Origin of the sequence: Bradyrhizobium sp. OAE829 (assembly GCF_040546575.1) — a bacterium.
Classification (GTDB): domain Bacteria; phylum Pseudomonadota; class Alphaproteobacteria; order Rhizobiales; family Xanthobacteraceae; genus Bradyrhizobium.
On sequence record NZ_JBEPOE010000001.1, the window covers coordinates 5017016 to 5040904 of the forward strand.

Annotated in this window: 19 protein-coding genes and 2 pseudogenes; 8 read left to right on the forward strand and 13 right to left on the reverse strand. The window is 63.9% G+C overall.

The window, feature by feature from the left end; translation table 11 throughout:
• The first annotated feature begins 362 nt into the window (after window positions 1–362).
• Window positions 363–1256, forward strand: a complete 894-nt coding sequence (locus ABIE49_RS24175; protein WP_192739220.1) for a LysR family transcriptional regulator — start codon at window positions 363–365, stop codon at window positions 1254–1256.
• A gap of 185 nt (window positions 1257–1441) precedes the next feature.
• Window positions 1442–1693 (forward strand): hypothetical protein, encoded by a 252-nt coding sequence (locus ABIE49_RS24180; protein ID WP_192739219.1) that lies wholly within the window; start codon window positions 1442–1444, stop codon window positions 1691–1693.
• A 122-nt stretch (window positions 1694–1815) separates the two neighbouring features.
• On the opposite strand, the gene modC is transcribed toward ABIE49_RS24180, so the two are convergent.
• The 4 genes from modC to mepA form a co-directional block, all read right to left on the reverse strand.
• Window positions 1816–2490 (reverse strand): molybdenum ABC transporter ATP-binding protein, encoded by a 675-nt coding sequence (modC, locus tag ABIE49_RS24185; RefSeq protein ID WP_192739218.1) that lies wholly within the window; start codon window positions 2488–2490, stop codon window positions 1816–1818.
• 2 nt (window positions 2491–2492) lie between these two features.
• Window positions 2493–3188, reverse strand: a complete 696-nt coding sequence (gene modB, locus ABIE49_RS24190; RefSeq protein WP_192739217.1) for a molybdate ABC transporter permease subunit — start codon at window positions 3186–3188, stop codon at window positions 2493–2495.
• Window positions 3188–3973, reverse strand: coding sequence for a molybdate ABC transporter substrate-binding protein (gene modA / locus ABIE49_RS24195; protein WP_192739216.1), 786 nt, complete (start codon window positions 3971–3973; stop codon window positions 3188–3190). Before modA ends, modB begins: the two co-directional genes overlap by 1 nt.
• Before the next feature lie 183 nt (window positions 3974–4156).
• Entirely contained in the window at window positions 4157–5104 is a 948-nt protein-coding gene (gene mepA, locus ABIE49_RS24200; protein ID WP_192739215.1) for a penicillin-insensitive murein endopeptidase, read from the reverse strand.
• 283 nt (window positions 5105–5387) lie between these two features.
• On the opposite strand from mepA, the gene ABIE49_RS24205 reads away from it, so the two are divergent.
• From ABIE49_RS24205 to ABIE49_RS24220, 4 genes are all read left to right on the forward strand, one after another.
• Window positions 5388–5774, forward strand: coding sequence for a L,D-transpeptidase (locus ABIE49_RS24205; protein WP_354066954.1), 387 nt, complete (start codon window positions 5388–5390; stop codon window positions 5772–5774).
• 381 nt (window positions 5775–6155) lie between these two features.
• Window positions 6156–7331 carry an ABC transporter substrate-binding protein gene (locus tag ABIE49_RS24210; RefSeq protein WP_192739213.1) on the forward strand — a complete coding sequence of 392 codons (1176 nt, stop codon included), beginning with the start codon at window positions 6156–6158 and terminating at the stop codon, window positions 7329–7331.
• Window positions 7332–7415: 84 nt separating this feature from the next.
• Window positions 7416–9533 carry a methyl-accepting chemotaxis protein gene (locus ABIE49_RS24215; RefSeq protein ID WP_354066955.1) on the forward strand — a complete coding sequence of 706 codons (2118 nt, stop codon included), beginning with the start codon at window positions 7416–7418 and terminating at the stop codon, window positions 9531–9533.
• A gap of 341 nt (window positions 9534–9874) precedes the next feature.
• Entirely contained in the window at window positions 9875–12094 is a 2220-nt protein-coding gene (locus tag ABIE49_RS24220; RefSeq protein WP_192739212.1) for a putative bifunctional diguanylate cyclase/phosphodiesterase, read from the forward strand.
• Between the two features lie 840 nt (window positions 12095–12934).
• On the opposite strand, the pseudogene ABIE49_RS24225 reads toward ABIE49_RS24220, so the two are convergent.
• From ABIE49_RS24225 to lepA, 5 genes and pseudogenes are all read right to left on the reverse strand, one after another.
• Window positions 12935–13000, reverse strand: a pseudogene (locus ABIE49_RS24225) (AsnC family transcriptional regulator); the annotation flags it as partial.
• Window positions 13001–13012: 12 nt separating this feature from the next.
• A complete protein-coding gene (locus ABIE49_RS24230; RefSeq protein ID WP_192739211.1) occupies window positions 13013–13468 on the reverse strand; it encodes a DUF1801 domain-containing protein in 456 nt (151 codons plus the stop codon).
• Between the two features lie 17 nt (window positions 13469–13485).
• Entirely contained in the window at window positions 13486–14658 is a 1173-nt protein-coding gene (locus tag ABIE49_RS24235; RefSeq protein WP_192739210.1) for an acyl-CoA dehydrogenase family protein, read from the reverse strand.
• Between the two features lie 90 nt (window positions 14659–14748).
• A complete protein-coding gene (locus tag ABIE49_RS24240) occupies window positions 14749–15996 on the reverse strand; it encodes an MFS transporter (protein WP_192739209.1) in 1248 nt (415 codons plus the stop codon).
• A gap of 171 nt (window positions 15997–16167) precedes the next feature.
• Window positions 16168–17980 (reverse strand): annotated as a pseudogene (lepA, locus tag ABIE49_RS24245) (translation elongation factor 4).
• A gap of 115 nt (window positions 17981–18095) precedes the next feature.
• Between lepA and ABIE49_RS24250 the strand changes: the two are divergent.
• Together ABIE49_RS24250 and ABIE49_RS24255 are read left to right on the forward strand one after the other, a co-directional pair.
• Window positions 18096–19700 (forward strand): glycosyltransferase family 39 protein, encoded by a 1605-nt coding sequence (locus ABIE49_RS24250; RefSeq protein ID WP_192739207.1) that lies wholly within the window; start codon window positions 18096–18098, stop codon window positions 19698–19700.
• Between the two features lie 20 nt (window positions 19701–19720).
• On the forward strand, window positions 19721–20518 hold the full coding sequence (locus ABIE49_RS24255) for an SDR family NAD(P)-dependent oxidoreductase (RefSeq protein WP_192739206.1): 798 nt from the start codon (window positions 19721–19723) through the stop codon (window positions 20516–20518).
• Between the two features lie 120 nt (window positions 20519–20638).
• On the opposite strand, the gene ABIE49_RS24260 is transcribed toward ABIE49_RS24255, so the two are convergent.
• From ABIE49_RS24260 to ABIE49_RS24275, 4 genes are all read right to left on the reverse strand, one after another.
• Window positions 20639–20965, reverse strand: coding sequence for an HPr family phosphocarrier protein (locus ABIE49_RS24260; RefSeq protein ID WP_192739205.1), 327 nt, complete (start codon window positions 20963–20965; stop codon window positions 20639–20641).
• Complete coding sequence (locus tag ABIE49_RS24265) at window positions 20962–21363, reverse strand: PTS sugar transporter subunit IIA (RefSeq protein ID WP_021076632.1); 402 nt, start codon at window positions 21361–21363, stop codon at window positions 20962–20964. Before ABIE49_RS24265 ends, ABIE49_RS24260 begins: the two co-directional genes overlap by 4 nt.
• Window positions 21364–21496: 133 nt before the next feature.
• Complete coding sequence (locus ABIE49_RS24270; protein ID WP_192739204.1) at window positions 21497–22018, reverse strand: HPr kinase/phosphorylase; 522 nt, start codon at window positions 22016–22018, stop codon at window positions 21497–21499.
• On the reverse strand, window positions 22015–23826 hold the full coding sequence (locus ABIE49_RS24275; protein ID WP_192739203.1) for a sensor histidine kinase: 1812 nt from the start codon (window positions 23824–23826) through the stop codon (window positions 22015–22017). Before ABIE49_RS24275 ends, ABIE49_RS24270 begins: the two co-directional genes overlap by 4 nt.
• Window positions 23827–23889: the final 63 nt, after the last annotated feature.

Here is a 23889-nt window from a genome sequence, read left to right on the forward strand (position 1 = left end):
CCTGCGCGCGGGCATGAGGGTGTCGCGCAAGGCGAACGCGTCACAGGCGGCCAATGACAGCAGGCGCACGCCGCGCGCGGCAGCCGCGAACCCCCGAGCGACGGTGTTACCGATAGCCGCAGCTCTGGCGGTTCGCGCCTGTCGGACCATCCGCTCCGTCAGTAGAAGAAGCGCGACCGGCGAGGCTCGGCGAATGTCGGACGGGTCGCCTTGGATTGCATGCTCTGTTGCCATCGTGACCTCCATAGATCGCGGCTTGCGCCGCCGGGTCTTCCGGGGCGCTGCGGTGGGACCTCTTTACGGCGGGACGTACATCACATAAAATGAATAATTATGATAATTATGATCCCGTGGAGAGATGTATGGATTTGTCCGACCTGAAGATCTTCAGTGCGGTCGTACGCGAGGGCGGCGTGACGCGCGCGGCGGAGCATTTGCATCGCGTCCAATCCAACGTCACGACGCGGATCCGCCAGCTCGAGGACGATATCGGCGTTGCGCTCTTTATTCGCGAGGGCAAGCGCCTGCATCTTGCACCGGCCGGTCAGGTGCTGCTCGATTACGCGGACCGCCTGCTCGCACTGGCCGATGAAGCGCGCAACGCGGTGCAGGATCCGCGGCCGAGGGGAATCTTTCGCCTCGGCGCGATGGAGAGCACCGCGGCCGTTCGCTTGCCGGGACCGGTCAGCGAATATCATCGTCTCTATCCGGAGGTGGAGTTCGAACTGCGCACCGGCAATCCGCCGACGCTTTCAAAGGCCATCCTGGCCGGCGAGCTCGATGCCGCGCTGGTGACGTTGCCGATAGCGGACGCCTTGTTCGAAAAGGTCGCGGTGTTCGAGGAGGAGCCGGTGATCGTTTCCGCGGCCGGCATGCCGGCGATCGGTCAAGGCAAGAGCAAAGGCAAGACAGAATACTTTCCGAGAACCATCATTGCCTTCGAGCACGGCTGCCCGCATCGCAAGCGGCTGGAGGACTGGTACGCGCTTCGCGACCAGATGCCGGAACGCACGATCGAGCTCGGCTCCTACCATGCGATGCTTGGATGTGTGGTGGCGGGAATGGGCGTTGCGCTGTTGCCGAAAAGCGTTCTCACCACGTTTCCCGAGAGCAAGCGCCTGAGAGTTCATCGGTTGCCGCCGGGCGAGAACAGGGCGGATACCTACCTGATCTGGCGCAAGGGCGCGGGCTCGCCGAAGATCCAGGCGTTGCGTGACGTGCTGGGTGCGCACCGTGCAGGCAAGCGCGTGAGCTAAAACGTTGCTTCGCCAGACTTCGTCACGGCGAACCCTGCAAAAGGGAGAAGGCCCCAGCCTTCGGCTGAGGCCTTCTTGCGATGGCCGTCAGCTTACAGATAGCGGCCGCAGACGTAGACGCGACGCGGTCCGAAGTCGGTCCACACCGTCCGCCAGCAGCTTCCGCCGATGTAGAAGTGGCCGTGATGATGATGGCCGTGGTGATGATGACCGTGGTGGTGATGATGGCCATGACCGTGATGATGATGACCATGATGATGGCCGTGATGGCCATGACCGTGATGACCACCATGACCGTGGCCACCCTTACCACCGGCCGAAGCCGGGGCAACAGCAGCAGCGGTCAGAGCGATCGCGGCAGCGGCTGCAAGAGCGATTTTACGGAACATATTTGTAGTCTCCATTGTGCTAGGCGTGATTGCCTGATGCGCTTATGAGACGTGTCGTCCGCGAAAATAGTTCGAAAGATTTTTCTGAACAGGTGTTCAGGAAGTGACTATAAACATTGACGTTTTTCGATTTTATCGTTGTTCAGATGTGATCTGGATCACGGACGACATCAAGCAGGCGTGCTGCCCGTCAGCACCTTCACGCCGCCGAGCGCGGTGACGCGTCCGTTGCGCAGCATCACGATCTGCGTCGCGAGCTGGCGCAGCTCCGCTGCATCATGGCTGACATAGACCATCGGGATGCCCTCGTCGCGCAGTCGGATCAGATAAGGCAGGATTTCGACCTTGCGTCCTTCATCGAGCGATCCCAGCGGCTCATCGAGCAGCAGCAATCGCGGCTTCGACAACAGCGCGCGGCCGAGCGCGACGCGCTGACGCTCGCCGCCGGAAAGTTTTCCGGGCCGGCGATCCAGCAAGCCGCCGATGTCGAGCAGATCGGTGATGCGCGCATGCTGCGCCGGGTCCTCGGCGAGGCTGTTCATGCGCCGGCCGTAGTCGAGATTTTGCCGCACGTCGAGATGCGGAAACAGCCGCGCATCCTGGAACACGTAGCCGATGCGGCGGCGGTGCGGCGGCACGTGCGCGCCCGTCGAGGTGTCGTCGAGCGTTTCGCCGTCGAGGGTGATGACGCCGCGGTCGGGCCGCAGCAAGCCCGCGATCATGTTGATCAGCGAGCTCTTGCCGGCGCCGGACGCGCCGAACAGGCCGGTGACGCGGCCCTCGCTGGTGAACGAGGCTTCCAGCGAGAACTCGCCAAGCTGCTTTGTGACCTCGACGCGCAGCATGGTCAGTTCCCGTGCAGGCGCTGCGTGGCGCGCCGTGCGAACCACTCGGATGCGATCAGCGCGCCCATCGCGATCACGATGGAGATCAGCACCAGCCGCCCCGCCGCGCGGTCGCCGTCGGGCGTCTGGATCAGCGAATAGATCGCCGAGGAAATCGTCTGGGTCTCACCGGGAATGTTCGAGACGAACGTAATGGTGGCGCCGAACTCGCCGATCGCCTTGGCAAAGCCGAGCACCATGCCGGCGAGGATGCCCGGTAGTGCCAGCGGCAGGGTCACGGTCGCAAACACCTGCCACGGTGCCGCGCCGAGCGTGCTCGATGCCTGTTCAAGCCGCCGGTCGATCGCCTCGATCGAGAGGCGGATCGGCCGCACCAGAAGCGGAAACGACATCACGCCGCAAGCCAGCGCAGCTCCGGTCCAGCGAAACGCGAACACGATGCCGAGATTGTCGGCCAGCCACGCGCCGACCATGCCGCGGCGGCCGAAGGTGAGCAGCAGCAGATAGCCTGTCACGACCGGCGGCAGCACCAGCGGCAGATGGACCAGCGCATCGAGGATCGACTTGCCCCAGAAATTGTGCCGCGCCAGCAGCCACGCCAGCGCGATGCCGAACGGCGTCGCCACCAGCGTTGCGATGATGGCGACCCGCAAGCTGAGCAGGATCGCCGTCCATTCCGTCGGCGAGATATCGAACATCAGGTCGAGGGGCTGACCAGGAACTTGAAGCCGTATTTCTCGAGGATGTTCTTGGCTGCGGTCGAGCGCAGGAAGGCAAGATAATCCGAGGTCTCCGGTTTCGCGGTCGTGGTCGCCGCGACGGGATAAATGATCGCGGGATGGGAATCGCCCGGGAAGGTACCGACGATCCTGACGCCGGGCTCGACCCTGGCGTCGGTGGAGTAGACGATGCCAAGTACGGCTTCACCGCGCGCCACCAGCGTCAGTGCCGCGCGCACGCTGTCGGCCATCGCGAATTTCGGCTCGGCCGCCTGCCAGGCGCCGAGCTTTTCGAGTGCGGCCTTGGCGTATTTGCCGACCGGCACGGATTTGACGTCGCCGGTCGCGATCTTGCCGTCACCCGCGAGCTTGGCGAGATCGAAGCCCGCACCGATGCTGACATTGTCGATTTTGGAATCCTTCGGCGCGACCAGCACGATGGTGTTGCCGAGCAGGTTGACCCGGGTCGGTTCGTTGATGTTCTTTTTGCCGATCGCGTAATCCATCCAGTCGGTGTCGGCGGAGATGAAGACGTCGGCCGGCGCGCCCTGTTCGATCTGTTTTGCGAGTGCCGAGCTCGCGGCATAGCTCACGGTGACCTTGACGCCGGTTTTGGCGGTATAGGCGGCGTCGATGTCGTCGAGCGCGTTCTTCATCGAGGCGGCGGCGAAGACGGTAATCGTCTTGTCCTGCGCGGCAGCAGGCGAATGGATCGCGCCGAACAGAATGAAAAAGGCGGCAAGAATTCCGGCGAGACGATACATGTTGGCGCTCCGTGCGAGTCCGCGGCGCGGTGGGCGCGCGCAAATCAGGCGTTGGTTGGGTCAGGGATGCGACAATCGGAAGCGCCGTTCCGGTCATTTTCCTGAGACTTACGGTCCATCAGGAAGATCGCGTGGCGAACCTTACAGCATTGTTGGCGCGGCGCAAAGGCTCCGCACCGCCGGTTATTGCTTCGCGTCCGGAGCGGTCAGCACCGCTTTGCAGGCCGGCGGGAGCTGCGCCATCGTCATCGGCGGCTTTGGTTTTGGCGGGACGGGCGGCGGTTTCGGATGGAGCACCGAATCCTTGAACCAGAAGGCGAGGTCGCCGGCGCTGCATCCTTCGCCTTCGGTCGGATCGGGCTGGCTCTCGCATTCGCCGGCGCCGGGCGGGCATTTGATGCGGATGTGGAAATGATAGTCGTGGCCGTACATCGGTCGCACCTTGTGCAGCCAGCCGCGATCGCCCTTGGCCTCGCGGCACAGCGCCTTCTTGATCGCGGCATTGACGAAGATGCGCTGCACCGTCGGCTCCTGCGCGGCGGCGCGGATCACCACCAGATGGCCTGGTGTGAACACCTTTGGATCGATGTCGAGCCGGTCGGAGCGCACCATCATGACCGCCGACATTTCCTCGCGCTCGTTGCGCGACAACCGGCGGTTCGGCATCGGTGTCAGCCAGATGTCGGCATCTAACCCGACCTGATGGCTGGCGTGGCCTGTCAACATCGGGCCGCCGCGCGGCTGCGACATGTCGCCGACCAGAATGCCGGGCCAGCCGGCATCCTTGTGCGCCTTGTTGGCCAGCCGCTTCACCAGCGCGACCATGTCGGGATGCCCCCAGTAGCGGTTGCGCGACAGCCGCATCACCTGCCAGGCGTCGCCGTTGATCGGCAGTCCCTCCGCGCCCGCGATGCAGCCATGGGCGTAGAAGCCGAGCACCCGCGTCGGCGTCGTCGCCGGCAGCACCTTGCGGCCGAACAATTCCTTGGCGGCAATGTTGGGATCGTTTGGATTGGCCAGCGGCGGCAGCGGCTTGGGGTCAACGCTGCCCTTGTCCTGCGCCGATGCCATGGTGGCATTGGCGAGACCGATCAAGACCAGGAGCGGGATCAGAATCAGGCGGGGTGTCATCGGATCACTCTAGCTGCCCAAGACGTAACATGGAATCGGCCGCGCGGGACAACCGCGCCAATCGCAATTGTTTGATCTCCCACAGCATCTGCACGCGGCATTTCCACGCTATCCCGGTCGCCCCGGGTTAAGATTAATTCGGACCCTTTGCGCCCGGCGGGCCGCCGCTCTTTACAACGGCGCGTTTCCAAAACACATCATGCCGCCATTAGAGAGCATTTTTTGACGGCAGGGCGTCATTATGAAATTTCGATTGGGGCTGTCATTTGTGGCCGCGGTTGTCATGTCGGCATTGGCACTGAACCCGGCACGCGCCGCTGTCGTGGTCCAGATCGACAAATCATCGCAGCGCATGGCGGTCAGCATCGACGGCGCGATGCGGTACAGCTGGCCGGTCTCGACCGGCCGCAGCGGCTATGGCACGCCGAGCGGCGTATTCCGTCCGCAATGGATGTCGCGGCGTTACTTCTCGCGCAAATATTACAATTCGCCGATGCCGCACGCGATCTTCTTCCACTACGGCTTCGCCATCCACGGCACCACGGATATCCGCCGGCTTGGCGGCCCCGCTTCGCATGGCTGCGTCAGGCTGCACCCGTCGCATGCGGCGGCGCTGTTCGCGCTGGTGCAGCGTAACGGCCCGCGCAATACGCGGATTCAAATCAATTAGGGTAGAGTGCCGAAGTGCGGTCGCCGGCGGCGTCGCGCGATCAGGCGATCATCATCTTAACCCTTCGATAACCCTGCTGATCACCGTCGAACTTTCGGACACTTGTCGCTGATCCGCGCAAGTGGCGATTCTGCTTTGGGTATTTCCCGAGTCTTTGGTTGGGCGTCGATCGCCTTGTGCGGCGGTGTTTTCACAGGTGCAACCCCGCCGTGAACCGCGCCTCGAACCCGCAACCGTACAAATACGCACCGGTCAATCATTAATCTGTTCTGAAGCTATCTGGCTCACAATCGCAACGCAGTGTTGCTGTGTCGTCATGCCAACGATGACGGGGGCCAGCAGATCCGTTCGACCATTACACCCGCCAGAGGACAAATTCATATGCGAGCTACTCCGTTCAACGCCTTCCTTGCTGCGTCGGCCGTTCTCCTCGCGACCAGCATTCCCGCATCCGCCGAAAACGGCGTGTCGGCCGACAAGATCGTGTTTGGTCAGGCCGCGGCGCTTGACGGCCCGGCCTCGGCCTTGGGCCAGGGCATGAAGATCGGCCTGGAAGCAGCCTTCGCTGAAATCAACAAGGCCGGCGGCGTCAAGGGCCGCAAGCTCGAGCTCAAGAGCGTCGACGACGGCTATGAGCCGACCAAGTCGATCGAAGCGGCCAAGAAGCTGCTGGAGGAAGACAAGGTGTTCGCGCTCGTCGGCGCGGTTGGCACCCCGACATCCGCCGCCACCCAGCCGATCGCAACGGCGGCAGGCGCGCCCTTCATCGGTGCCTTCACCGGCGCCGAATTCCTGCGCGAGCCGCACAAGCCGCTGGTGATGAATATTCGCGCCAGCTACTTCCAGGAAACCGAAGCCATGGTCGAACGCGTGACCAAGGATCTCGGCGCGACCAGGATCGCGATCATGTACCAGGACGATGCTTTCGGTCAGGCCGGCCTTGCCGGCGTCAAGAAGGCGCTCGAAAAGCGGCAGATGCAGCTTGCCGGCGAAGGCACCTTCGAACGCAACACGGTGGCGGTGAAGGCCGCGCTGCTGGCCATCAAGAAGGCCGAGCCCCAGGCCGTGATCATGATCAGCCCCTACAAGCCCGCGGCTGAGTTCATCAAGCTGGCCAAGCAGATCAAGCTCGACGCCACCTTCGTGAACATCTCCTTTGTCGGCTCCGACGCGCTGGCAAAGGAACTCGGCGCTGCCGGCACCGGCGTCGTGATCACGCAGGTCGTTCCTTTCCCGAAGGACGCGGCGATCCCGGTGGTCGGCCGCTACCATGCTTCGCTCAAGGCCAGCGCGCCCGACGCGCAGCCCGGCTTCGTTTCGCTCGAGGGTTACCTCGTCGGCCGTGCGATTGCCGCCGCGCTGGAGAAGGTTGATGGCGACCTCACCCGCCAGGCCATGATCGACGCCGTGCAAAAGGCCGGCAGCCTCGATCTCGGCGGCTTCAAACTCTCCTACAGTCCCACCAGCAACCGCGGCTCGAATGAGGTGTTCCTGACCGTGATCCAGGCGGACGGCAGCTTCAAGGCGGTCGACCGGCTCGAGAAGACCGGATCGTAAGCACAACAGGCCGCGAGCACCGGGTAACGCCCCGCTGCTCGCGGCGCTATTTTGCCGTTGTTATTTGTTATTTGGAGTTTTGCGATGAACGCTGGCATGTCGTGGTATCGCCTCGGCCTTCGTGGTCGCTTGTTTATGGCCTTTGGCGTCGTCGCCGCGCTCACGGTGCTCGCAAGCGGCAGCGCGATCATCTCCTACGACAGCCTCGGGCGTTCGCTGGGCGCGATCTCCGAGAAGAGCCTGCCTGAGATCACACGGGCCTCCGAGGTCGCCAGGGCCGCCGGCGACGTCGCCGCCGCGGCACCCCGCCTGCTCGCCGCGACCGATCAGGCCGAGCGCGATCACGCCTCCAAAATCTTGACCGCCGCGCGTCAGGAGCTCAAGCAGAGCATCGGCGCGCTGGCTCCCGATGACGTCGCCAAAGTCAGCAAGACCGCCGATCGCATCCTGGTCAATCTCGACCGGCTGCTGCAATCCGTCACCGAACGCCAGACCATTGCCGCCGCGCGCGACGCGCTGGTCGCGAGCCTGCGCAAATCGCATCAGAAGCTCGCCGAAAAACTGGCGCCGATGGCCGATGACGCCGGGTTCAGCCTGACGATGGGCCTGCAGACCGCGGCCGACAACAAGGATTTGGAAGTCGTTCAGAAGACGCTGTCGGCGCTGGCCGACAACGAACTGGCGTCGCTGCAAGCCATCCTGGAGTTGCGCGCGGAATCCAATTTGATACTGGGAATCCTGGTCGAGGCCGCCGACCTGCCGTCCTCCGACCTGCTGCCGCCGGTCAAGGACCGCTTCACGGCGACCGCGGGCCGCCTTGGCAAGGCCGCCGCGACCTTCAAGAATCCCGAGGCGTCGAAACTGGTCGATGAGCTGGTCAAGACCGGCAAGGACGCCGGCAACATTTTCGAGCTCAAGCAACGCGAACTGGTGGCCGCGAAGGCCGGCGCCAATGTGGTGACGGAGAACCGCACGCTCGCCCAGGAGTTCGAGAAGGAAGTCGCCAGCCTGCGTAAGCGCAGCGAAGCGGGCGCTGCCACCGCGGTCCGTGAATCGGAGGCGGAGATCGGGCAGGGACGCATCATCCTGATCAGTCTTGCGCTCGTCAGCCTTTTAACGGCGCTGGTCATCGGTTGGTACTATGTCGGGCGCGGCGTGGTGCGGCGCCTGGTGCATCTGCAGAACAGCATGAAGTCGATTGCCTCGGGCGATCTGGCGACCAGCATCTCGACCGGCGGTTCGGACGAAATCGCCGACATGGCTGGCGCGCTGCAGGTCTTCAAGGACAACATGCTGGAATCGAACCGGCTGCGCGCGGAACGTTCGGAAACCGAAAAGCAAGCGCATGCCCAGCGCAAGGCGGAAATGCAGAAACTCGCGGCCGAATTCGAGGCTGCGGTCGGCGAGATCGTGCAGACCGTATCCTCGGCCTCGACGGAGCTCGAGGCCTCGGCGACCAGTCTAAGCCGGACCGCCGAAGAGACGCAGCAGCTCTCCGGCAGGGTGGAGGCGGCGTCTGAGGAAGCCTCCTCAAACGTCAGATCGGTCGCCGCCGCGACGGAAGAAATGACCGCCTCGGTCGCCGAAATCAGCCGTCAGGTCCAGGAGTCGAACCGGATCGCCGGCGAAGCCGTCAATCAGGCGGAAATGACCGACGCCCGCATCAACGAGCTGTCGAAGGCAGCCTTGCGGATCGGCGACGTCGTCAATTTGATCACGACGATCGCCGAACAGACCAATCTCCTGGCGCTCAACGCCACCATCGAGGCGGCGCGCGCGGGTGATTCGGGACGGGGCTTTGCGGTGGTCGCCCAGGAAGTGAAAGCGCTCGCCGCGCAGACCGCCAATGCAACCAAGGAAATCAGCAGCCAGATTGCCGGGATGCAGGTGGCGACCCAGGAATCGGTGCTGGCGATCAAGCAGATCGGCGCCACCATCGGCCGGATTTCGCAGATCGCGGCGACGATCTCGACCTCCGTGGAGCAGCAGGGCGGCGCCACGCAGGAGATCGCGCGCAATGTCGAGCAGGCCGCAGTGGGCACCTCCGATGTCGCCACCAACATTGTCGATGTGAACCAGGGCGCCCGCCGGACCGGCTCCGCTTCCGCGCAGGTTCTTTCCTCGGCCCAGTCACTGTCCGGCGAAAGCAACCGCCTCCGGCTGGAAGTCGGCAAATTCCTCGACACGGTGCGCGCGGCCTAAACTCTTCAGGCAGCTTGCACTGTGCGAGGATCAGCGCCGGCTTAACGCTTCAATAACCCTGCCGACCATTGGCGCATATTGATGCGCCGGCGCGAGATTTCGCGCATTCCGTGTGCAATCCGAATGCGTGTCGCGTGTTCTTCGTGCGCTGGATGAGATTCTGCGTGCGCACTCCCGTTTGGTCTCGCGCGCCTGTTGCAGCAACACACGCATAGCGTGAACCAGCCTTTTTAGCGGGCATCGGAGAGCCGGGCACGGGGCGCTTCGAACCGGCAAGAGATACCATTTTTTCAGACACTTATCGGAGAACATTGCACGCAGAAGGCGGGCGAGGCGCAGCAATGCCGAAGATAAGGCAAAAGACAATCAAGCAACCAAAGCGGACTTCGATTGCTCGCCTGTTCGGTCGACCGGTAAAACCCAGCCCAAAGCTTTCAGGTAATCGCCGCCATGGTCCCGCCGAGCGCAGCGAAATCCTGCGCACGCGCGCCGAGGCGGAGGCTGCGATTGCGGACGCGCGCAAATCGCATGAGCGGCTGCGCGAGGCGATCGACATCCTGCCCCAGGGCATCGTGTTTCTCGACGCCGAAGGCCGCTACATTCTCTGGAACAAGAAATATGCGGAGATCTACACCCGCAGCTCCGACCTGTTCAGGCCGGGCGCGCGGCTGGAGGACACCATCCGCGTCGGCGTCGAGCGCGGCGATTATCCGGAAGCGATCGGCCGCGAGGAGGAATGGCTCACCGAGCGTCTGACCAGGCTTCACCAGCCCGGCGATCGTCACGAGCAGACGCTGGCCGATGGCCGCGTGATCCTGATCGACGAGCGGCTCACCGAAGACGGCGGCGTCATCGGTCTGCGCGTCGACATTACCGAGCTGAAACAGCGCGAGGCGTCATTCCGCCTGCTGTTCGACAGCAACCCGGTGCCGATGATCGTCTGTTCGCTGGATGGCGAGCGCATTCTCGGCGTCAACGACGCCGCGGTCCAGCACTACGGCCATAGCCGCTCCGAGTTCGAGCGACTGACGATCCGCAGTCTGCAGGCGTTCGATCCGGAATTGCCGTGGGCGGGCGATCGGAGCGGCGACGAACAGGCGGCCCGGACCTGGAAGCATGTCAGGGCCGACGGCGCGCTGATTGATCTGGCGATCTATTCGCGCCAGCTGGTTTACGGCGACCAGCCAGCCGTACTGCTGGCGTTGATGGACATCACCGAACGCAAACGTGCCGAAGCGCGGCTTGCCTTCATGGCCCAGCACGACGGCCTGACCGGATTGCCGAACCGCACCCTGTTGCGTCAGCAGATGGACGATCTGCTGCTGCATACGCGGCGCAGTGCGGAAAAGGTGGCGGTGCTGGTGCTCGGCCTCGACAATTTCAAGGCGGTCAACGACACGCTCGGCCACGGCATCGGTGACAAGCTGCTGCGCGGTGTCGCCAAGCGCCTGCGATCGACGCTGCGTGAGGAAGACGTGCTGGCGCGCCTCAACTCCGACGAGTTCGCGATCGTCCAGAGCGGGGTGACGCGCCCCGAAGACGCCGTGCTGCTGGCCAGGCGCCTGCTGGAGGCGATCGGCGACCCCTATCTGCTCGACGGCCATTCGGTGGTGATCGGCTCCAGCGTCGGCATCGCGATGTCGCCGAGCGACGGCGACGAGTCCGAGAGATTGCTGAAGAACGCCGACATGGCGCTGTCGCGCGCCAAGAACGAGTTCCGTGGCACGTTCAGCTTCTTCGAAGCCGAAATGGACGCCCGCGCCCAGTCCCGCCGCAAGATCGAGATCGAGCTGCGCCACGCGATCGAGAACGATTTGCTGCGGCCGCATTATCAGCCGCTGGTCGACCTTTCGACCGGTCGCGTCACCGGCTTCGAGGCGCTGGTGCGCTGGCCGCATCCCGAACGCGGCATGATCTCGCCCGGCGAGTTCATCCCCGTTGCCGAAGAGACCGGCCTGATCAACGCCGTCGGCGGCTTGATGCTGCGCCGCGCCTGCATGGATGCGGCGCAATGGCCCGACGACGTCCGTGTCGCGGTCAATCTGTCGCCGCTGCAGTTCCGCGTCGGCAATCTGCTGTCGATGGTGATGGAAACGTTGAAACAAACCGGTCTGGCGGCAACGCGGCTCGAACTCGAGATCACCGAGACGCTGGTGCTTGAAAAGAGCAGCCAGGTGCTGGCGACGCTGCATGCGCTGCGCGCGCTCGGCGTCCGCATCTCGATGGACGATTTCGGCACCGGCTATTCCAGCCTGAGTTATCTCCGCAGCTTTCCGTTCGACAAGATCAAGATCGACCAGTCGTTCGTGCGCGACCTCGGCTCCAACCGCGACGCGCAGGCGATCGTGCGTTCGATCATCAGCCTCGGCAAGGGCCTCGGCGTCACCATCACCGCCGAAGGCGTCGAAACCGAAGCCGAACTGAGCTGCCTGCGCAACGAAGGCTGCCACGAAGGCCAGGGTTTTCTGTTCAGTCGCGCCCGCCCCAATGCCGAGATCATCAGCCTGCTGAAGGCGCAGCGCGGTGAAGCGGCCGAGGTGGATGCGGCGCTGGTGGCGTAAGGGAAGGTCCATCCACACGAACGGTCGGTTCCCTCCCCCCTTGCGGGGGAGGGTTAGGGAGAGGGGTGGCGTCATCGGGACTGCCCGTGTGAACCCCTCTCCCCAGCCCTCCCCCGCAAGGGGGGAGGGAGCCGACCTTTTGCGCGGTTCGCTTCTCACAAATGAACGCATGCCTGCGACAAAACGACCCGACGGGCAAATCAATTCCGATTTACGGAACTCGTGTCAAGCCCAGAAATCAAAAATATTTCTGTTTACCAGAATGACAATCAGGTGCATATATTCGGCCATCCCGTCCTACTCAGAAGGGCGTCGGCCGTCGTCACGGACGTTGGACGGGTTGCGGTGGACGCTGGTTTACGCCTCGACGATGGCGTGGATAAGCGTACGGCAAACCGTGTGGTCCTGGCGCCCGTTGCTGGCGTCAAGCTGTCGGAGAAGCGTAAGCGGGAACGGCAGCGACGGAGTCAACCAAGAACTCGTCTCCGGGGAGATCACGGCATAAGCCGTAAAGCCATTGCGCAGGGAAGGCCGGGTGTTCTCCGCTGCCCTGTATGCTCGTGTGCAGCCTACTTAGTGCAAACCGCACACGGGACCGCGGGTGCAGCGCGCACCCGGTCTTCCCTGCGCCCTCTTGATGAGAGGGCGGGAAGTTTCTGGCAAAGCTCGGGCGCAATGCGTCGCGAGATCGCAACGTCATATTCAGTTGTCGTCACCCGCGCATGCGGGTGATCCAGTATTCCAGAGACGTCAATGATAGAACCGAAAAGCCGCAGCGTACTTGGTCCCCCGCTTTCGCGGAGGACGACAGCATTGGGGCGGCGATGCGCGTCTCACGCCTCACACCGGCAGCGCGATCGAATACTTCACCTGGCTCAGCGCAAAGCTCGACTCGATCGACGCAATGACGGTGATCAGTTACTTCGCTCCTGCGCCCTTCCGCTTCCCCAGATGATAGGTTAGCGCCAGCGCCACGCAGTGGCGCAACTCGGCCTCATGCACCTTATCCTCCGCGCCAAGAAGGATGGCCCGGTTTCCTTCGTAACGCAGCTCCGGATAAAGCTCGCGAAACGTCTCGACCAGATTGGTCTGGCAATGGAAGTAAACCGCGTACTGGCCGGCCTCGGTCTTGACCTGGTCGATCCGGATCGTGCTGCCGCTCTTGGTCTCCGCCGTGAGATAGCTCGGCTGTCCCCATTTCAACGTCTCTTCCAGCGCGCCGACGCCCTTGGTGGTTTTCGCGGTGTCGAAGATCAGCCGGCGCAGCGCCAGCAATCTGGCTTTGACCGGTTTGGGATAGGCGGCGAAGACGGCTTCGACGGCGGAAGCCGGGTTTTTCGCGGGCTGCTTTTTTGCAGCTTTCGTTCCGGCCATTTTCCTCGCAAGCCCCATCAGCGCGCCGTCGGCGGCGTGTCGAGATTGGCGAAAAGAATCGCCTTGCCGGCATCCTCGTAATGGGTATCGCGGGCCTGGATCTGCTGCGCGATGGCGTGCATGTCGCGAAAGCGCCGTTCGAACTTGTTGGCGCTGAAGACGGCGGTGGCGCCGGCCATGTGATAGGCGGTGTCGACCACGGAGGCCGATTGATGGATGGTCCAGGTCGCGGCGATCCGCAGCGCGATGCGGTGCTGCTCGGTGAGGGCGTCGCCGCGCGCCAGGTCGCGCCAGACTTCCGCCGCGGTGGTGTAGAGATAGGCGCGCGCGGCGCGCAAGGTCGCCTCGGTGCGCCCGATCAGGCCCTGCACGGCGTTGTTGTCGCGCATCGCCTTGAGGCCTTGCGGCGTCTTGCCGCGCGCCAGATCGGTGGCGGCATCCAGCGTCGCGCGCGCGACGCCGAGCGAGGTCGCGGCAAAGCCCATGCTGAACACCATGTTGGTGGAGAGCTTGTAGAGCGGGCCGTTCTCGCGGAGCGCCGCAGGGTCGTCGCGCAGCGCCGCGAATTTGTCCGGGATGAAGAGATTATCGACCGAATAGGAATCGGTGCCGGTGCCGCGCAGACCGATGACGTCCCAGACGTCGTACATCGTGGCATCAGCCACCGGAAACAGGATGGTGCGGATCTCCGGCGAGCCGTCCGCCTTGAGGCGCGGGCTGCCGTCGGCCTCGACGACCCGGACATGGGCGCCGAGCCAGCTCGCCTGCCGGGAGCCGCTGGCAAAATCCCAGCGCGCGCTGGCCTTGTAGCCGCCGGGCACCACCTGCACTTCATGCTTGATCGCGCCCCAGGCAAGGATGCCGGGCGCGACGTTGAAAATCACGCTGGCGGCATCGGCATCGAGATAGGCGGCGGTCATGGCGCAGACGCTGCATTGGCCCAGGCACCAGGCGGTGGAAGCATCGGCCTTGGCGATTTCCTCCTGCATCTGCATGAATATCTCGAGCGGCAATTCGGCGCCGCCGAGGCTCTGCGGCAGCAACGAACGATAAAGCCCGTTCTCGATCAGGGCGGTGGTCACGTCAGGCGTCAGCCGCCGCGTCCGCTCGATTTCGTCGGCGTCGCGTGCGATCAATGGCTGCAGCATGCGCGCGCGCTCGACGAGGTCGAGGCCGGGGTGCTTGTTCATGCGCTTCCTCGCATTGTCTTGTTTTGTTTGCGCGAGGGGCGATGGTGGCCCATCCGCCGCCCCCGATCAAGGCGGCGGAGAATACGCATCTCAGGCCGCGGCGCGTCCGAGATCGAGCGACGGCTGCGATGGCCGCTTCGCCGACGGGAAACTCAGCGCCACCGCGACCGCGGTAATGCCGATCGCGAAGGAGCCGACATAGAGCCAGTTATAGGCGTGGAAAGTGTCGAACACCCATCCGCCGGCCAAAGGTCCCAGCGCCATGCCGAGGCTGGCAAAGGCGGAGACCGCGCCGAACACCGTGCCCATGATGCGCGCGCCGAAATATTCGCGTACCAGCACCGCATAGAGCGGCATCACGCCGCCATAGGCGAGTCCGAAGATCACGGACAGCGCATAGAACTCGCCGAGCTGGCCGACCGCAAGATAGGTCGCGACCGACATCGCCTGCACGAACAGTCCGCCGACCAGCACCGGCTTGGCGCCGAGGCGGTCGGCCATGACGCCGAGCAGCAGCCGGCCGCCAAGTCCGGAGAATCCGGCAAGGCTGTAGACGGTGACGGCGGTCAGCGGCGCGATGCCGCAGATCATCGCGTAGCTCACCATGTGGAAGATCGGCCCCGAATGCGCCGCGCAGCAGGCGAAATGCGCCAGCGCCAGCGTGATGAATTGCGGGGTCCGCAACGCCTGTCCGACGGACCACTGCACTTCCGGCGCGTCCGTCCCGCCGCTCGCAGGTGGAGCGGCTTCCGGCGCCGGACGCACCAGGAACGATGCCGGGATCAACAGCGCCCAGGATGCGATGCCGATCACCAGCATCGCCGTGCGCCAGTCATAGGTCGTGATCAAATAGCTTGCGAATGGTGCAATCGTCAGCGGCGACACGCCCATGCCGGCCGACACCAGCGCCACCGCAAGGCTGCGGCGATGTTCGATCCAGGCGCTCGCCACCGCGACCATCGGCGCATAGAAACTCCCCGCAGCGATCCCGATCAGCACGCCGAAGAAAAACTGGAATTGCCAGAGGCTCGCGGCCTGGCTCGCGCCGACCAGACCGATGCCCAGCAGCACCGCGCCGGCCAAAACCACGATGCGGGTGCCGAACCGGTCGGACAATGCGCCCCAGAAGAACGCCGCAAATCCCATGGCGAGGAAATCGATCGTCGCCGCCGCCGAGACGCCGCTGACCGACCAGCCCGTATCCGTCGCAATCGGCTGCAGGAACACCGCCAGCGACAGCATCGTGCCGAACCCGACACAGGTCATCAGCGCGCCTGCGCCGACGACGATCCAGCCATAGGAGGAGCCGGACTGGGAGAAACCGGCGGGCTTGCTCATGCGTTTCCTCGCGCTTGTGATATTTTTTGTGTGCGCGGGACGATGGTGACCTATCCGCCGCGGCAGAGCAAGGCGGCGGACGAATGGCCGGTCACAGGTTTTCGCATCTCACCGCCAGGGTTTGGGCGGCGCAGGTCGTTGAGCCAGCGGGCAAAGTGCGCGAAGCGCGCCTCAGCTATCCACCTTCAGCGCGGCGATGAAGGCTTCCTGCGGGATGTCGACCTTGCCGAACTGCCGCATCTTCTTCTTGCCTTCCTTCTGCTTTTCCAGAAGCTTGCGCTTGCGCGTGATGTCGCCGCCGTAGCATTTCGCGGTGACGTCCTTGCGCAGCGCGCGGACGGTCTCGCGGGCGATCACCTTGCCGCCGATCGCAGCCTGGATCGGAATCACGAACATGTGCGGCGGGATCAGTTCCTTCATCCGCTCGACCATGGCGCGGCCGCGGCCTTCGGCGCGGGTGCGATGCACCAGCATCGACAATGCGTCCACCGGCTCGAGGTTGACGAGGATCTGCATCTTGACGAGATCCGCGGGCTTGTAGTCGGTCAGATGATAATCGAACGAGGCGTAGCCCTTCGAGACCGATTTGAGCCGGTCGTAGAAATCGAACACGACCTCGTTGAGCGGCAGATCATACTTCACCATCGCGCGCGAGCCGACATAGGTCAGCTCCTTCTGCGAACCGCGGCGGTCCTGGCAAAGCTTCAGCACGCTGCCGAGATATTCGTCGGGGGTGAGGATGGTGGCTTCGATCCATGGCTCCTGGATCTCGGCGATCTTGACCACGTCGGGCATGTCGACGGGATTGTGGATTTCGATCTCCTGACCGTCAGTCAGGTGCATCTTGTAGATCACGCTCGGCGCGGTCGCGATCAGGTTGAGATCGAATTCGCGCTGCAGGCGCTCCTGGATGATTTCCAGATGCAACAGCCCGAGGAAACCGCAGCGGAAGCCGAAGCCGAGCGCGGCGGAGGTCTCCATCTCGAACGAGAAGCTGGCGTCGTTGAGCCGCAGCTTGCCCATCGCCGCGCGCAACGTTTCGAAGTCGTCGGCATCGACCGGGAACAGGCCGCAGAACACCACGGGGATCGCGGGCTTGAAGCCCGGCAGCATGTCGGTGATCGGCTTGCGATCGTCGGTGATGGTATCGCCCACTCTCGTGTCGGCGACTTCCTTGATCGCGGCGGTGATGAAGCCGATCTCGCCGGGGCCGAGTTCGTCGATCTGCGTCATCTTCGGGGTGAAGAAGCCGACGCGCTCGACGTCATAGGCGGCGTTGGTTGCCCATCATTCGGATGCGGCTGCCCTTCTTCATCACGCCGTCGACGACACGAATGAGAACGACGACGCCGAGATAGACGTCATACCAGCTGTCCACCAGCAGCGCCTTCAGCGTCGCGTTGCGGTCGCCCTTCGGCGGCGGCAGGCGAGTGACGATGGCTTCCAGCACGTCGGGAATGCCAAGCCCGGTCTTGGCCGAGATCATCACCGCGTCGGCGGCGCTGATGCCGATCACGTCCTCGATCTGCTGCCTGACCTTTTCGGGCTCGGCGGCGGGCAGGTCGACCTTGTTGAGCACCGGCACGATCTCATGACCCGCGTCGAGCGCGTGGTAGACGTTGGCGAGCGTCTGCGCCTCGACGCCCTGGCTGGCGTCGACCACCAGCAGAGATCCTTCACAGGCCGCCAGCGAGCGCGAGACTTCGTAGGCGAAGTCGACATGGCCCGGCGTGTCCATCAGGTTGAAGATGTAGTCCTTGCCGTTCTTGGCGCGGTATTTCAGCCGGACGGTCTGCGCCTTGATGGTGATGCCGCGCTCGCGCTCGATATCCATGGAATCGAGCACCTGCTCCTTGCCCGCCATTTCGCGATCGGTCAGCCCGCCCGTGGTCTGGATCAGGCGGTCGGCCAGCGTCGATTTGCCATGGTCGATATGGGCGACGATGGAGAAGTTGCGGATGTTGGAAATCGGGGCAGTTGTCATGGGTCGCGGGATAGCATTCACATCCCCGTGCGGCAACCATATTGCTGTATTTTAAGGGGCATTCTTCACGCCAAGCCGATTCCACGCGCGCCAAAAACGCGCTACGCACTCCTCCATGTCGACTGCATCAATTTTACCCGCCGCCGCGCGTTCCAGGCGCAGATTGTCCGTCCGGCGGCTGGCGGCATGGCTGGCCTCATGCGCCAGCGACCCCAAGGGCGCTTTGTGGCTGGTGAGCGGCTTTGCCGTGGTCCATGCCGCGCTCTGGACGCTGATCCTGGTCAATCTGAAGACCGGCCAGGACATCCATATGGACGTCGCCGAGGCGTTCGGCTGGGGCCAGAAGTTCCTGCTCGGCTATGGCAAGCATCCGCCGCTGTCGGGATGGGTGGCGGGCGCCTGGTTCAGGCTGTTTCCGGTCACCGATTGGGCGACCTATGCGCTGGCGATGGCGACGCTGGGCCTGGGGCTCGTGATCTGCTGGCTGCTGGCGCTGCGCGTGGTCGATCACCGCCGCGCCTTCCTCGTCGTGGTGATGCTCGCGCTCTATCCGATCTTCAACTTCAAGGGCTTCAAGTACAATCCGGACCTGCTGCAGCTGGTGACGCTGCCGCTTCTGGTGCTGGCCTATCTCGACGCGTTCGAGAAGCGCAGCGTGAAATCCGGATGGTTGCTTGGGATCGCCGGCGCGCTGGCGCTGATGACCAAATACTGGGCGCTGACCATGATCGGCGCCATCGGCCTCGCCGCGCTGATCCATCCGCTGCGCCTGCAATTCCTGCGCTCGCCGGCACCGTGGGTGGCCATCTTCGTGCTCGCCGTGGCGATGGTCCCGCATTTGATCTGGCTGAGGGACGTGAATTTCGTCCCGCTCACCTATGCCGGCGAAATCTATTCGCTCACCGACCGCCGCATGATCGACAACCTGGCGCTCGGTTATGTCGGCCATAATCTGGCGCTGCTGGCGTTGCCGGTGGTGCTGGCGGGAGTGGCGCTGGCGTGGCCGTCGCGCTGGCGCAAGCCGTCTTTTGCGTTCTGGTCGCGCGGTGCGAATGCCAGTGTGAACACCACGCAGGCGCTCAATGTCTGGCTGATCCAGGCGGTGGTCGCGATCGGGCCGCCACTCGGCGCGGTGCTGTTCCAGGTCTACATCAAGACCGATTGGGGCATCCCGCTGTTCTTCCTGGTGCCGCTGGCGCTGATCGCGATCCCGGCGCTGCGGGTGCGGCAGCTGGCGCTGCTTCGGCTGACCGCGACCTGGCTGGTACTTACATTGGTGGTGTTGATCGCATCGCCGCAGATCGCTTCCTATGATGCCGGCCAGCATCGCAACGAGGGGGCAAGCTACCGGGCGCGCTCCGAACTCGCCCGCGAACTGACGGAAGTCTGGCACCGGCGGTTTTTCTCAGCCTTGCCCGTGGTGGCGGCCTACAGCGATATCGGCCACCCCGTTACATTCTACAGCGCCGATCATCCGGCGGTCCTGACGCCGTACGAGCCGTGGTCGTCGGGGCTGACCTCGCTCGAAGAGGCCAAGCGATCCGGCTTCATCGGGATCTGCGAGACCGGCGATTGGAAGTTCGAAAGATGCGAGGCATGGATGAAGGACCATGCCGCCAATGGCGAGCGCATGGTGATTACGACGCGAAGGTTTTTCTCAGGGGGGGCGGGCCCCGCCACGATCTGGAACGTGATAGTGGTGCCGCCGGAAAAGAAATAAAAAGGGAATTGGGGAAACGCATGAATCTCGATTTGACTGGAAAGACCGCGCTGGTCACCGGCTCGACGCGCGGCATCGGGCTCGCAACCGCCATCGGGCTCGCGCGGATGGGCGCGGAAGTCATCGTCAACGGAAGAGAGCAGGCCGCCGTCACAGAAGCCATGGCAAAGGTTCGGCAAGCCGCGCCTGCTGCCGAGGTGCACTCGGCGGCGGTCGATCTCGGTAACGCTGAAGGCTGCGCCGCGCTTACAGCGCAATTTCCTGAAGTCGACATCCTCGTCAACAATCTCGGCATCTACGAGCCGAAAGGATTCTTCGATATCGAGGATTCCGACTGGACCAGGATGTTCGAAGTCAACGTGATGAGCGGCGTGCGTCTGACCCGGCATTATCTGAAGCGGATGCTGGACAACAAGGATTGGGGCCGCGTCGTGTTCGTTTCCAGCGAATCCGGCGTCTTCATTCCCAAGGAGATGGTCCACTACGGCTTCTCCAAGGCCGCCCAGCTCGTGGTCGCGCGCGGCGCCGCCGAACTCACCAAGGCGACCAACGTGACCGTCAATTCGGTCATGCCGGGGCCGACCTGGGTCGAGATGGCGCCGGTGCGCCTGGCTGCGCGTGCCAAGGGCATGGGAGCGACCGTCGACGACCTCGTCGCGCGCACCTTCAGCGAACGGCGGCCGGCCTCGCTGTTGCAGCGTTACGCCGAGCCCGAGGAGATCGCCAATCTGATCTGCTACGTCTGCTCAAAAGCCTCCAGCGCCACCAACGGCGCCGCGCTGCGCGCCGACGGCGGCATCGTCACCAATCCGTTTTGAGATTTCGAGATCTGTAATTCGTAGGGTGGGCAAAGCGAAGCGTGCCCACCCTTCACGACGATGGTCTGGATGGTGGGCACGGCGCAAACGCGCCCTTGCCCACCCTACAAGAGCAAGCGCTCACACGCCTTCTTCGTTGAACTTGTCGGCGACGAGACCCGCGATCGCGTCGACCGCGGCCTGCGCTTCGGGGCCGGTGGCGGAAACCGTCACTGTGGTGCCGGGACCTGCGGCCAGCATCATCAATCCCATGATCGAGGTGCCGCCGACGGTCTCGTTGCCGCGCGTCACCCAGACCTCGGCGTTGAAACGCTCGACCATCTGGACGAATTTGGCCGACGCGCGCGCGTGCAGTCCGCGCTTGTTGATGATGAGAAGTTCGCGGGAAATGGCGCCGGCTGGCACGCTCGGCCCGACGTCGTTTCCGGGCGGGGCCTCGTCGCTCATTTGCCGGCGAGTACGCGGCTGGCGATGGTGACGTATTTGCGGCCGGCTTCCTGAGCCATCGCGATGGCGTCCGGAAGCGAGCGCTCTTCACGCACCTTGGCAAGCTTCACCAGCATGGGAAGGTTGATACCTGCGAGTACTTCCACCTTGGGGCGGCTCATACAGGAGATCGCCAGGTTGGAGGGGGTGCCACCGAACATGTCGGTAAGGATAGCAACTCCGTCGCCACTGTCGACGCGATTCACCGCTTCGATAATGTCGCTTCGACACAAATCGGAGTCGTCCTCGGCTCCGATCGTAATCGCTTCAATTTGTTTTTGCGGACCCATGACATGTTCGAGCGCCGCCCTGAACTCGTCGGCAAGGCGCCCATGGGTCACAAGCACTAGACCAATCATCGGAAACTCCTCGCGGGTGCTTTTGGTGCACCGCACGAACGCGCCACTTTGACCATCCAGAGGCCCCGCGCAAGAGGGCATCTTGGCTATTCTCCCGGAAATCGGTGGCAAGAGAGGGGAGCCTGCGCCGGTCTTATTCGGTCGCGATAGTGGGGCTTATATGGTTACTAAACCCCTTCACACAATCGGCCGTATTATTACCGGAAGGTGAACTTTGAGTTGTCGTAAGCGCGGCGACAACCAGTGGAAGGGGCTGAAAGCCGGTTCCGACAGGGATTCTCGGTATCAAAACACCATTAAGGCTGACGACGAGGACTTCGGGCGGCGGCAACCGTTCTGCGTCACCAGCCGCGAGATCGACAACCAGACCGACTACCGCCTCGCTGACGCAATCACAGCGACGAATCCCGAGGCCCCGGATTTCGATCAGGCCGGCCAATTCGGCCGCCGGGCGGACCCACAATTCTCCGGCCAGTGTGCCCAGATGGACACGGTCATCGCCCACCAAAATGGCCGGTGGAACCTGGCCGATACGGCCGGCCAGAATCAGGTCGAAGGCCAGCCGTGACTTGCCGGAACCCGACGGCCCGCGGATCAGGACGGCGCGGTCGCCAACCAGCACGGCGGAGGCGTGCACGCTGGCATTCTCAGTCATGGCGCCGGCAGCCTGACCACGAAGCGCGCGCCCGATACCATCGGGTTGCCGTCGGCGTCGGCCGGACCGGCGCGGTTTTCCGCCCAGATACGCCCGCCATGGGCCTCGATGATCTGCTTGGAGATCGACAGCCCGAGGCCGGAATTCTGGCCAAAACCCTGATGCGGCCGGTCGGTGTAGAAGCGCTCGAAGATGCGCTCGAGCGCATCCTCGCCGATGCCTGGACCGTCGTCGTCGACCACGATTTCGATTTCCGAACGGACGCGGCGGCAGACGATGCGCACCTTGCCGCCGGCGTGGGAGAACGATTGAGCGTTCGACAACAGGTTGGAGATCACCTGGCCGAGCCGCGAATCATGGCCGGGCACCGAGAAGGTATCGGTCGGGCCGCGGCCCTCGAAACGCGCCTCGACGGAGACGTCGTGGCCGAGCTTGGTTTCATTGGCGACCGAGGTCAGCGTCGTCAGCAAGCGCCTGAAATCGACCGGGGCCATATCCTGCCGCTGCAGTTCGGCATCGAGGCGGCTGGCGTCGGAAATGTCTGAGATCAGCCGGTCGAGCCGCCTGACGTCGTGTTCGATGACGGCGAGCAGCCGCGCGCGGCTGTTTTCATTGCGCGCCAGCGGCAGCGTTTCCACCGCCGAGCGCAGCGAGGTCAGGGGGTTCTTCAGCTCATGGGCGACGTCGGCGGCAAACATCTCGATTGCCTCGATGCGGCTATAGAGCGCGTTGGTCATGTCGCGCAACGCGCCGGAGAGATGGCCGATCTCGTCGCGGCGGCGGGTGAAGTCGGGAATTTCGACACGGGTCTGGATGCGGCGGCGAACGCGCTCGGCGCCGTCGGCGAGGCGCCGCACTGGACCTGCGATCGTGCTCGCCAGCAGCAGCGACAATACGATCATGACGGCGGAGGCGACGCCGCCGATTTTCAGGATCGCCCAGCGCTCGGCACCGACCATCTGGTCGATGTCATCGCCCTGGGTCGTGAGCATCAGCGCGCCACGCACCGCGCGGAAGTGCTGCACCGGCACCGCGACCGACACGATGACCGCGCCGCGCTCATTGACGCGGATCATGCTGCTCTTCTGGCCGCCCAGCGATTGCGCGACTTCCTGATAGCCTTTGCCGCCCTCGGGGCCGAGTTCGCGATAGATCGGCAGGTCGCCGCGATTGAACCAGGTGCGGATCGCGGTCAGCGTCCGCTCCGCAATATTGGGCTTGTCGGCCGACGGTGGCGGCAGTTCGAACCGCAGCACGTCGCCGCGGGCAAACAGATTGCGGCTGTCCAGGATAAGCCCGCCTTCGCGGTCGAAAATCCGTGCGCGCGTCTTGGTCGGCGCGATCAGGCGGCGCAGCACCGGCGCGACGCGCTCCGGGTTGATCGGAAAGTCGGAATATTCGTCCGGCGCGCCATAGCTTTCACCGGGTTTCAGATCGAGCAGGCGGTCGGGATCGACGGTGATGGTGCCGCCCTCGACGGTGGCCGAGGTCGCGATCGCCTCGGAGATGATCTCGGCATACACCTGTAGGCTCTGTGCACGCGCATCGATCAGGCCGGCGCGGAACTGCGACAAATAGAGGATGCTCGCCACCAGCGCGACGAGGCCCGCCAGATTGAGGGAGACGATACGGCGGGTGAGACTGGAGAAAGAGAGCGCAAAGAAGAATTGTCCGGCGCGACGCAGCCAGCCCAGTGGCCGCCACCAGCCCTGGTTCTGCGCCTTGTCGTCGGCAACGTAATCCCGATCGAGGGACGCAGATGCATCCTCGTTGTTCCGGCCTCGGTCAGGCTGCGTTCGATCTAGCAATGGCTAAAACTGCCGGTTGTCTCGACTGTCCCTGCAAAGCGCTGCTTGCGCGCTCAATCCTAC

Excerpts from the sequence above, each read along its gene's own strand:
- ABIE49_RS24180 (WP_192739219.1), top strand. The coding sequence starts at position 1,442 with ATGATGATGGCCGTGGTGATGATGACCGTGGTGGTGATGATGGCCATG.
- ABIE49_RS24250 (WP_192739207.1), top strand. The coding sequence starts at position 18,096 with ATGTCGACTGCATCAATTTTACCCGCCGCCGCGCGTTCCAGGCGCAGA.
- ABIE49_RS24260 (WP_192739205.1), bottom strand. The coding sequence starts at position 20,965 with ATGAGCGACGAGGCCCCGCCCGGAAACGACGTCGGGCCGAGCGTGCCA.
- ABIE49_RS24230 (WP_192739211.1), bottom strand. The coding sequence starts at position 13,468 with ATGGCCGGAACGAAAGCTGCAAAAAAGCAGCCCGCGAAAAACCCGGCT.
- ABIE49_RS24175 (WP_192739220.1), top strand. The coding sequence starts at position 363 with ATGGATTTGTCCGACCTGAAGATCTTCAGTGCGGTCGTACGCGAGGGC.
- modA (WP_192739216.1), bottom strand. The coding sequence starts at position 3,973 with ATGTATCGTCTCGCCGGAATTCTTGCCGCCTTTTTCATTCTGTTCGGC.
- ABIE49_RS24215 (WP_354066955.1), top strand. The coding sequence starts at position 7,416 with ATGAACGCTGGCATGTCGTGGTATCGCCTCGGCCTTCGTGGTCGCTTG.
- ABIE49_RS24210 (WP_192739213.1), top strand. The coding sequence starts at position 6,156 with ATGCGAGCTACTCCGTTCAACGCCTTCCTTGCTGCGTCGGCCGTTCTC.
- modB (WP_192739217.1), bottom strand. The coding sequence starts at position 3,188 with ATGTTCGATATCTCGCCGACGGAATGGACGGCGATCCTGCTCAGCTTG.
- modC (WP_192739218.1), bottom strand. The coding sequence starts at position 2,490 with ATGCTGCGCGTCGAGGTCACAAAGCAGCTTGGCGAGTTCTCGCTGGAA.
- ABIE49_RS24270 (WP_192739204.1), bottom strand. The coding sequence starts at position 22,018 with ATGACTGAGAATGCCAGCGTGCACGCCTCCGCCGTGCTGGTTGGCGAC.
- ABIE49_RS24220 (WP_192739212.1), top strand. The coding sequence starts at position 9,875 with ATGCCGAAGATAAGGCAAAAGACAATCAAGCAACCAAAGCGGACTTCG.
- ABIE49_RS24235 (WP_192739210.1), bottom strand. The coding sequence starts at position 14,658 with ATGAACAAGCACCCCGGCCTCGACCTCGTCGAGCGCGCGCGCATGCTG.
- ABIE49_RS24265 (WP_021076632.1), bottom strand. The coding sequence starts at position 21,363 with ATGATTGGTCTAGTGCTTGTGACCCATGGGCGCCTTGCCGACGAGTTC.
- mepA (WP_192739215.1), bottom strand. The coding sequence starts at position 5,104 with ATGACACCCCGCCTGATTCTGATCCCGCTCCTGGTCTTGATCGGTCTC.
- ABIE49_RS24205 (WP_354066954.1), top strand. The coding sequence starts at position 5,388 with ATGTCGGCATTGGCACTGAACCCGGCACGCGCCGCTGTCGTGGTCCAG.
- ABIE49_RS24240 (WP_192739209.1), bottom strand. The coding sequence starts at position 15,996 with ATGAGCAAGCCCGCCGGTTTCTCCCAGTCCGGCTCCTCCTATGGCTGG.
- ABIE49_RS24255 (WP_192739206.1), top strand. The coding sequence starts at position 19,721 with ATGAATCTCGATTTGACTGGAAAGACCGCGCTGGTCACCGGCTCGACG.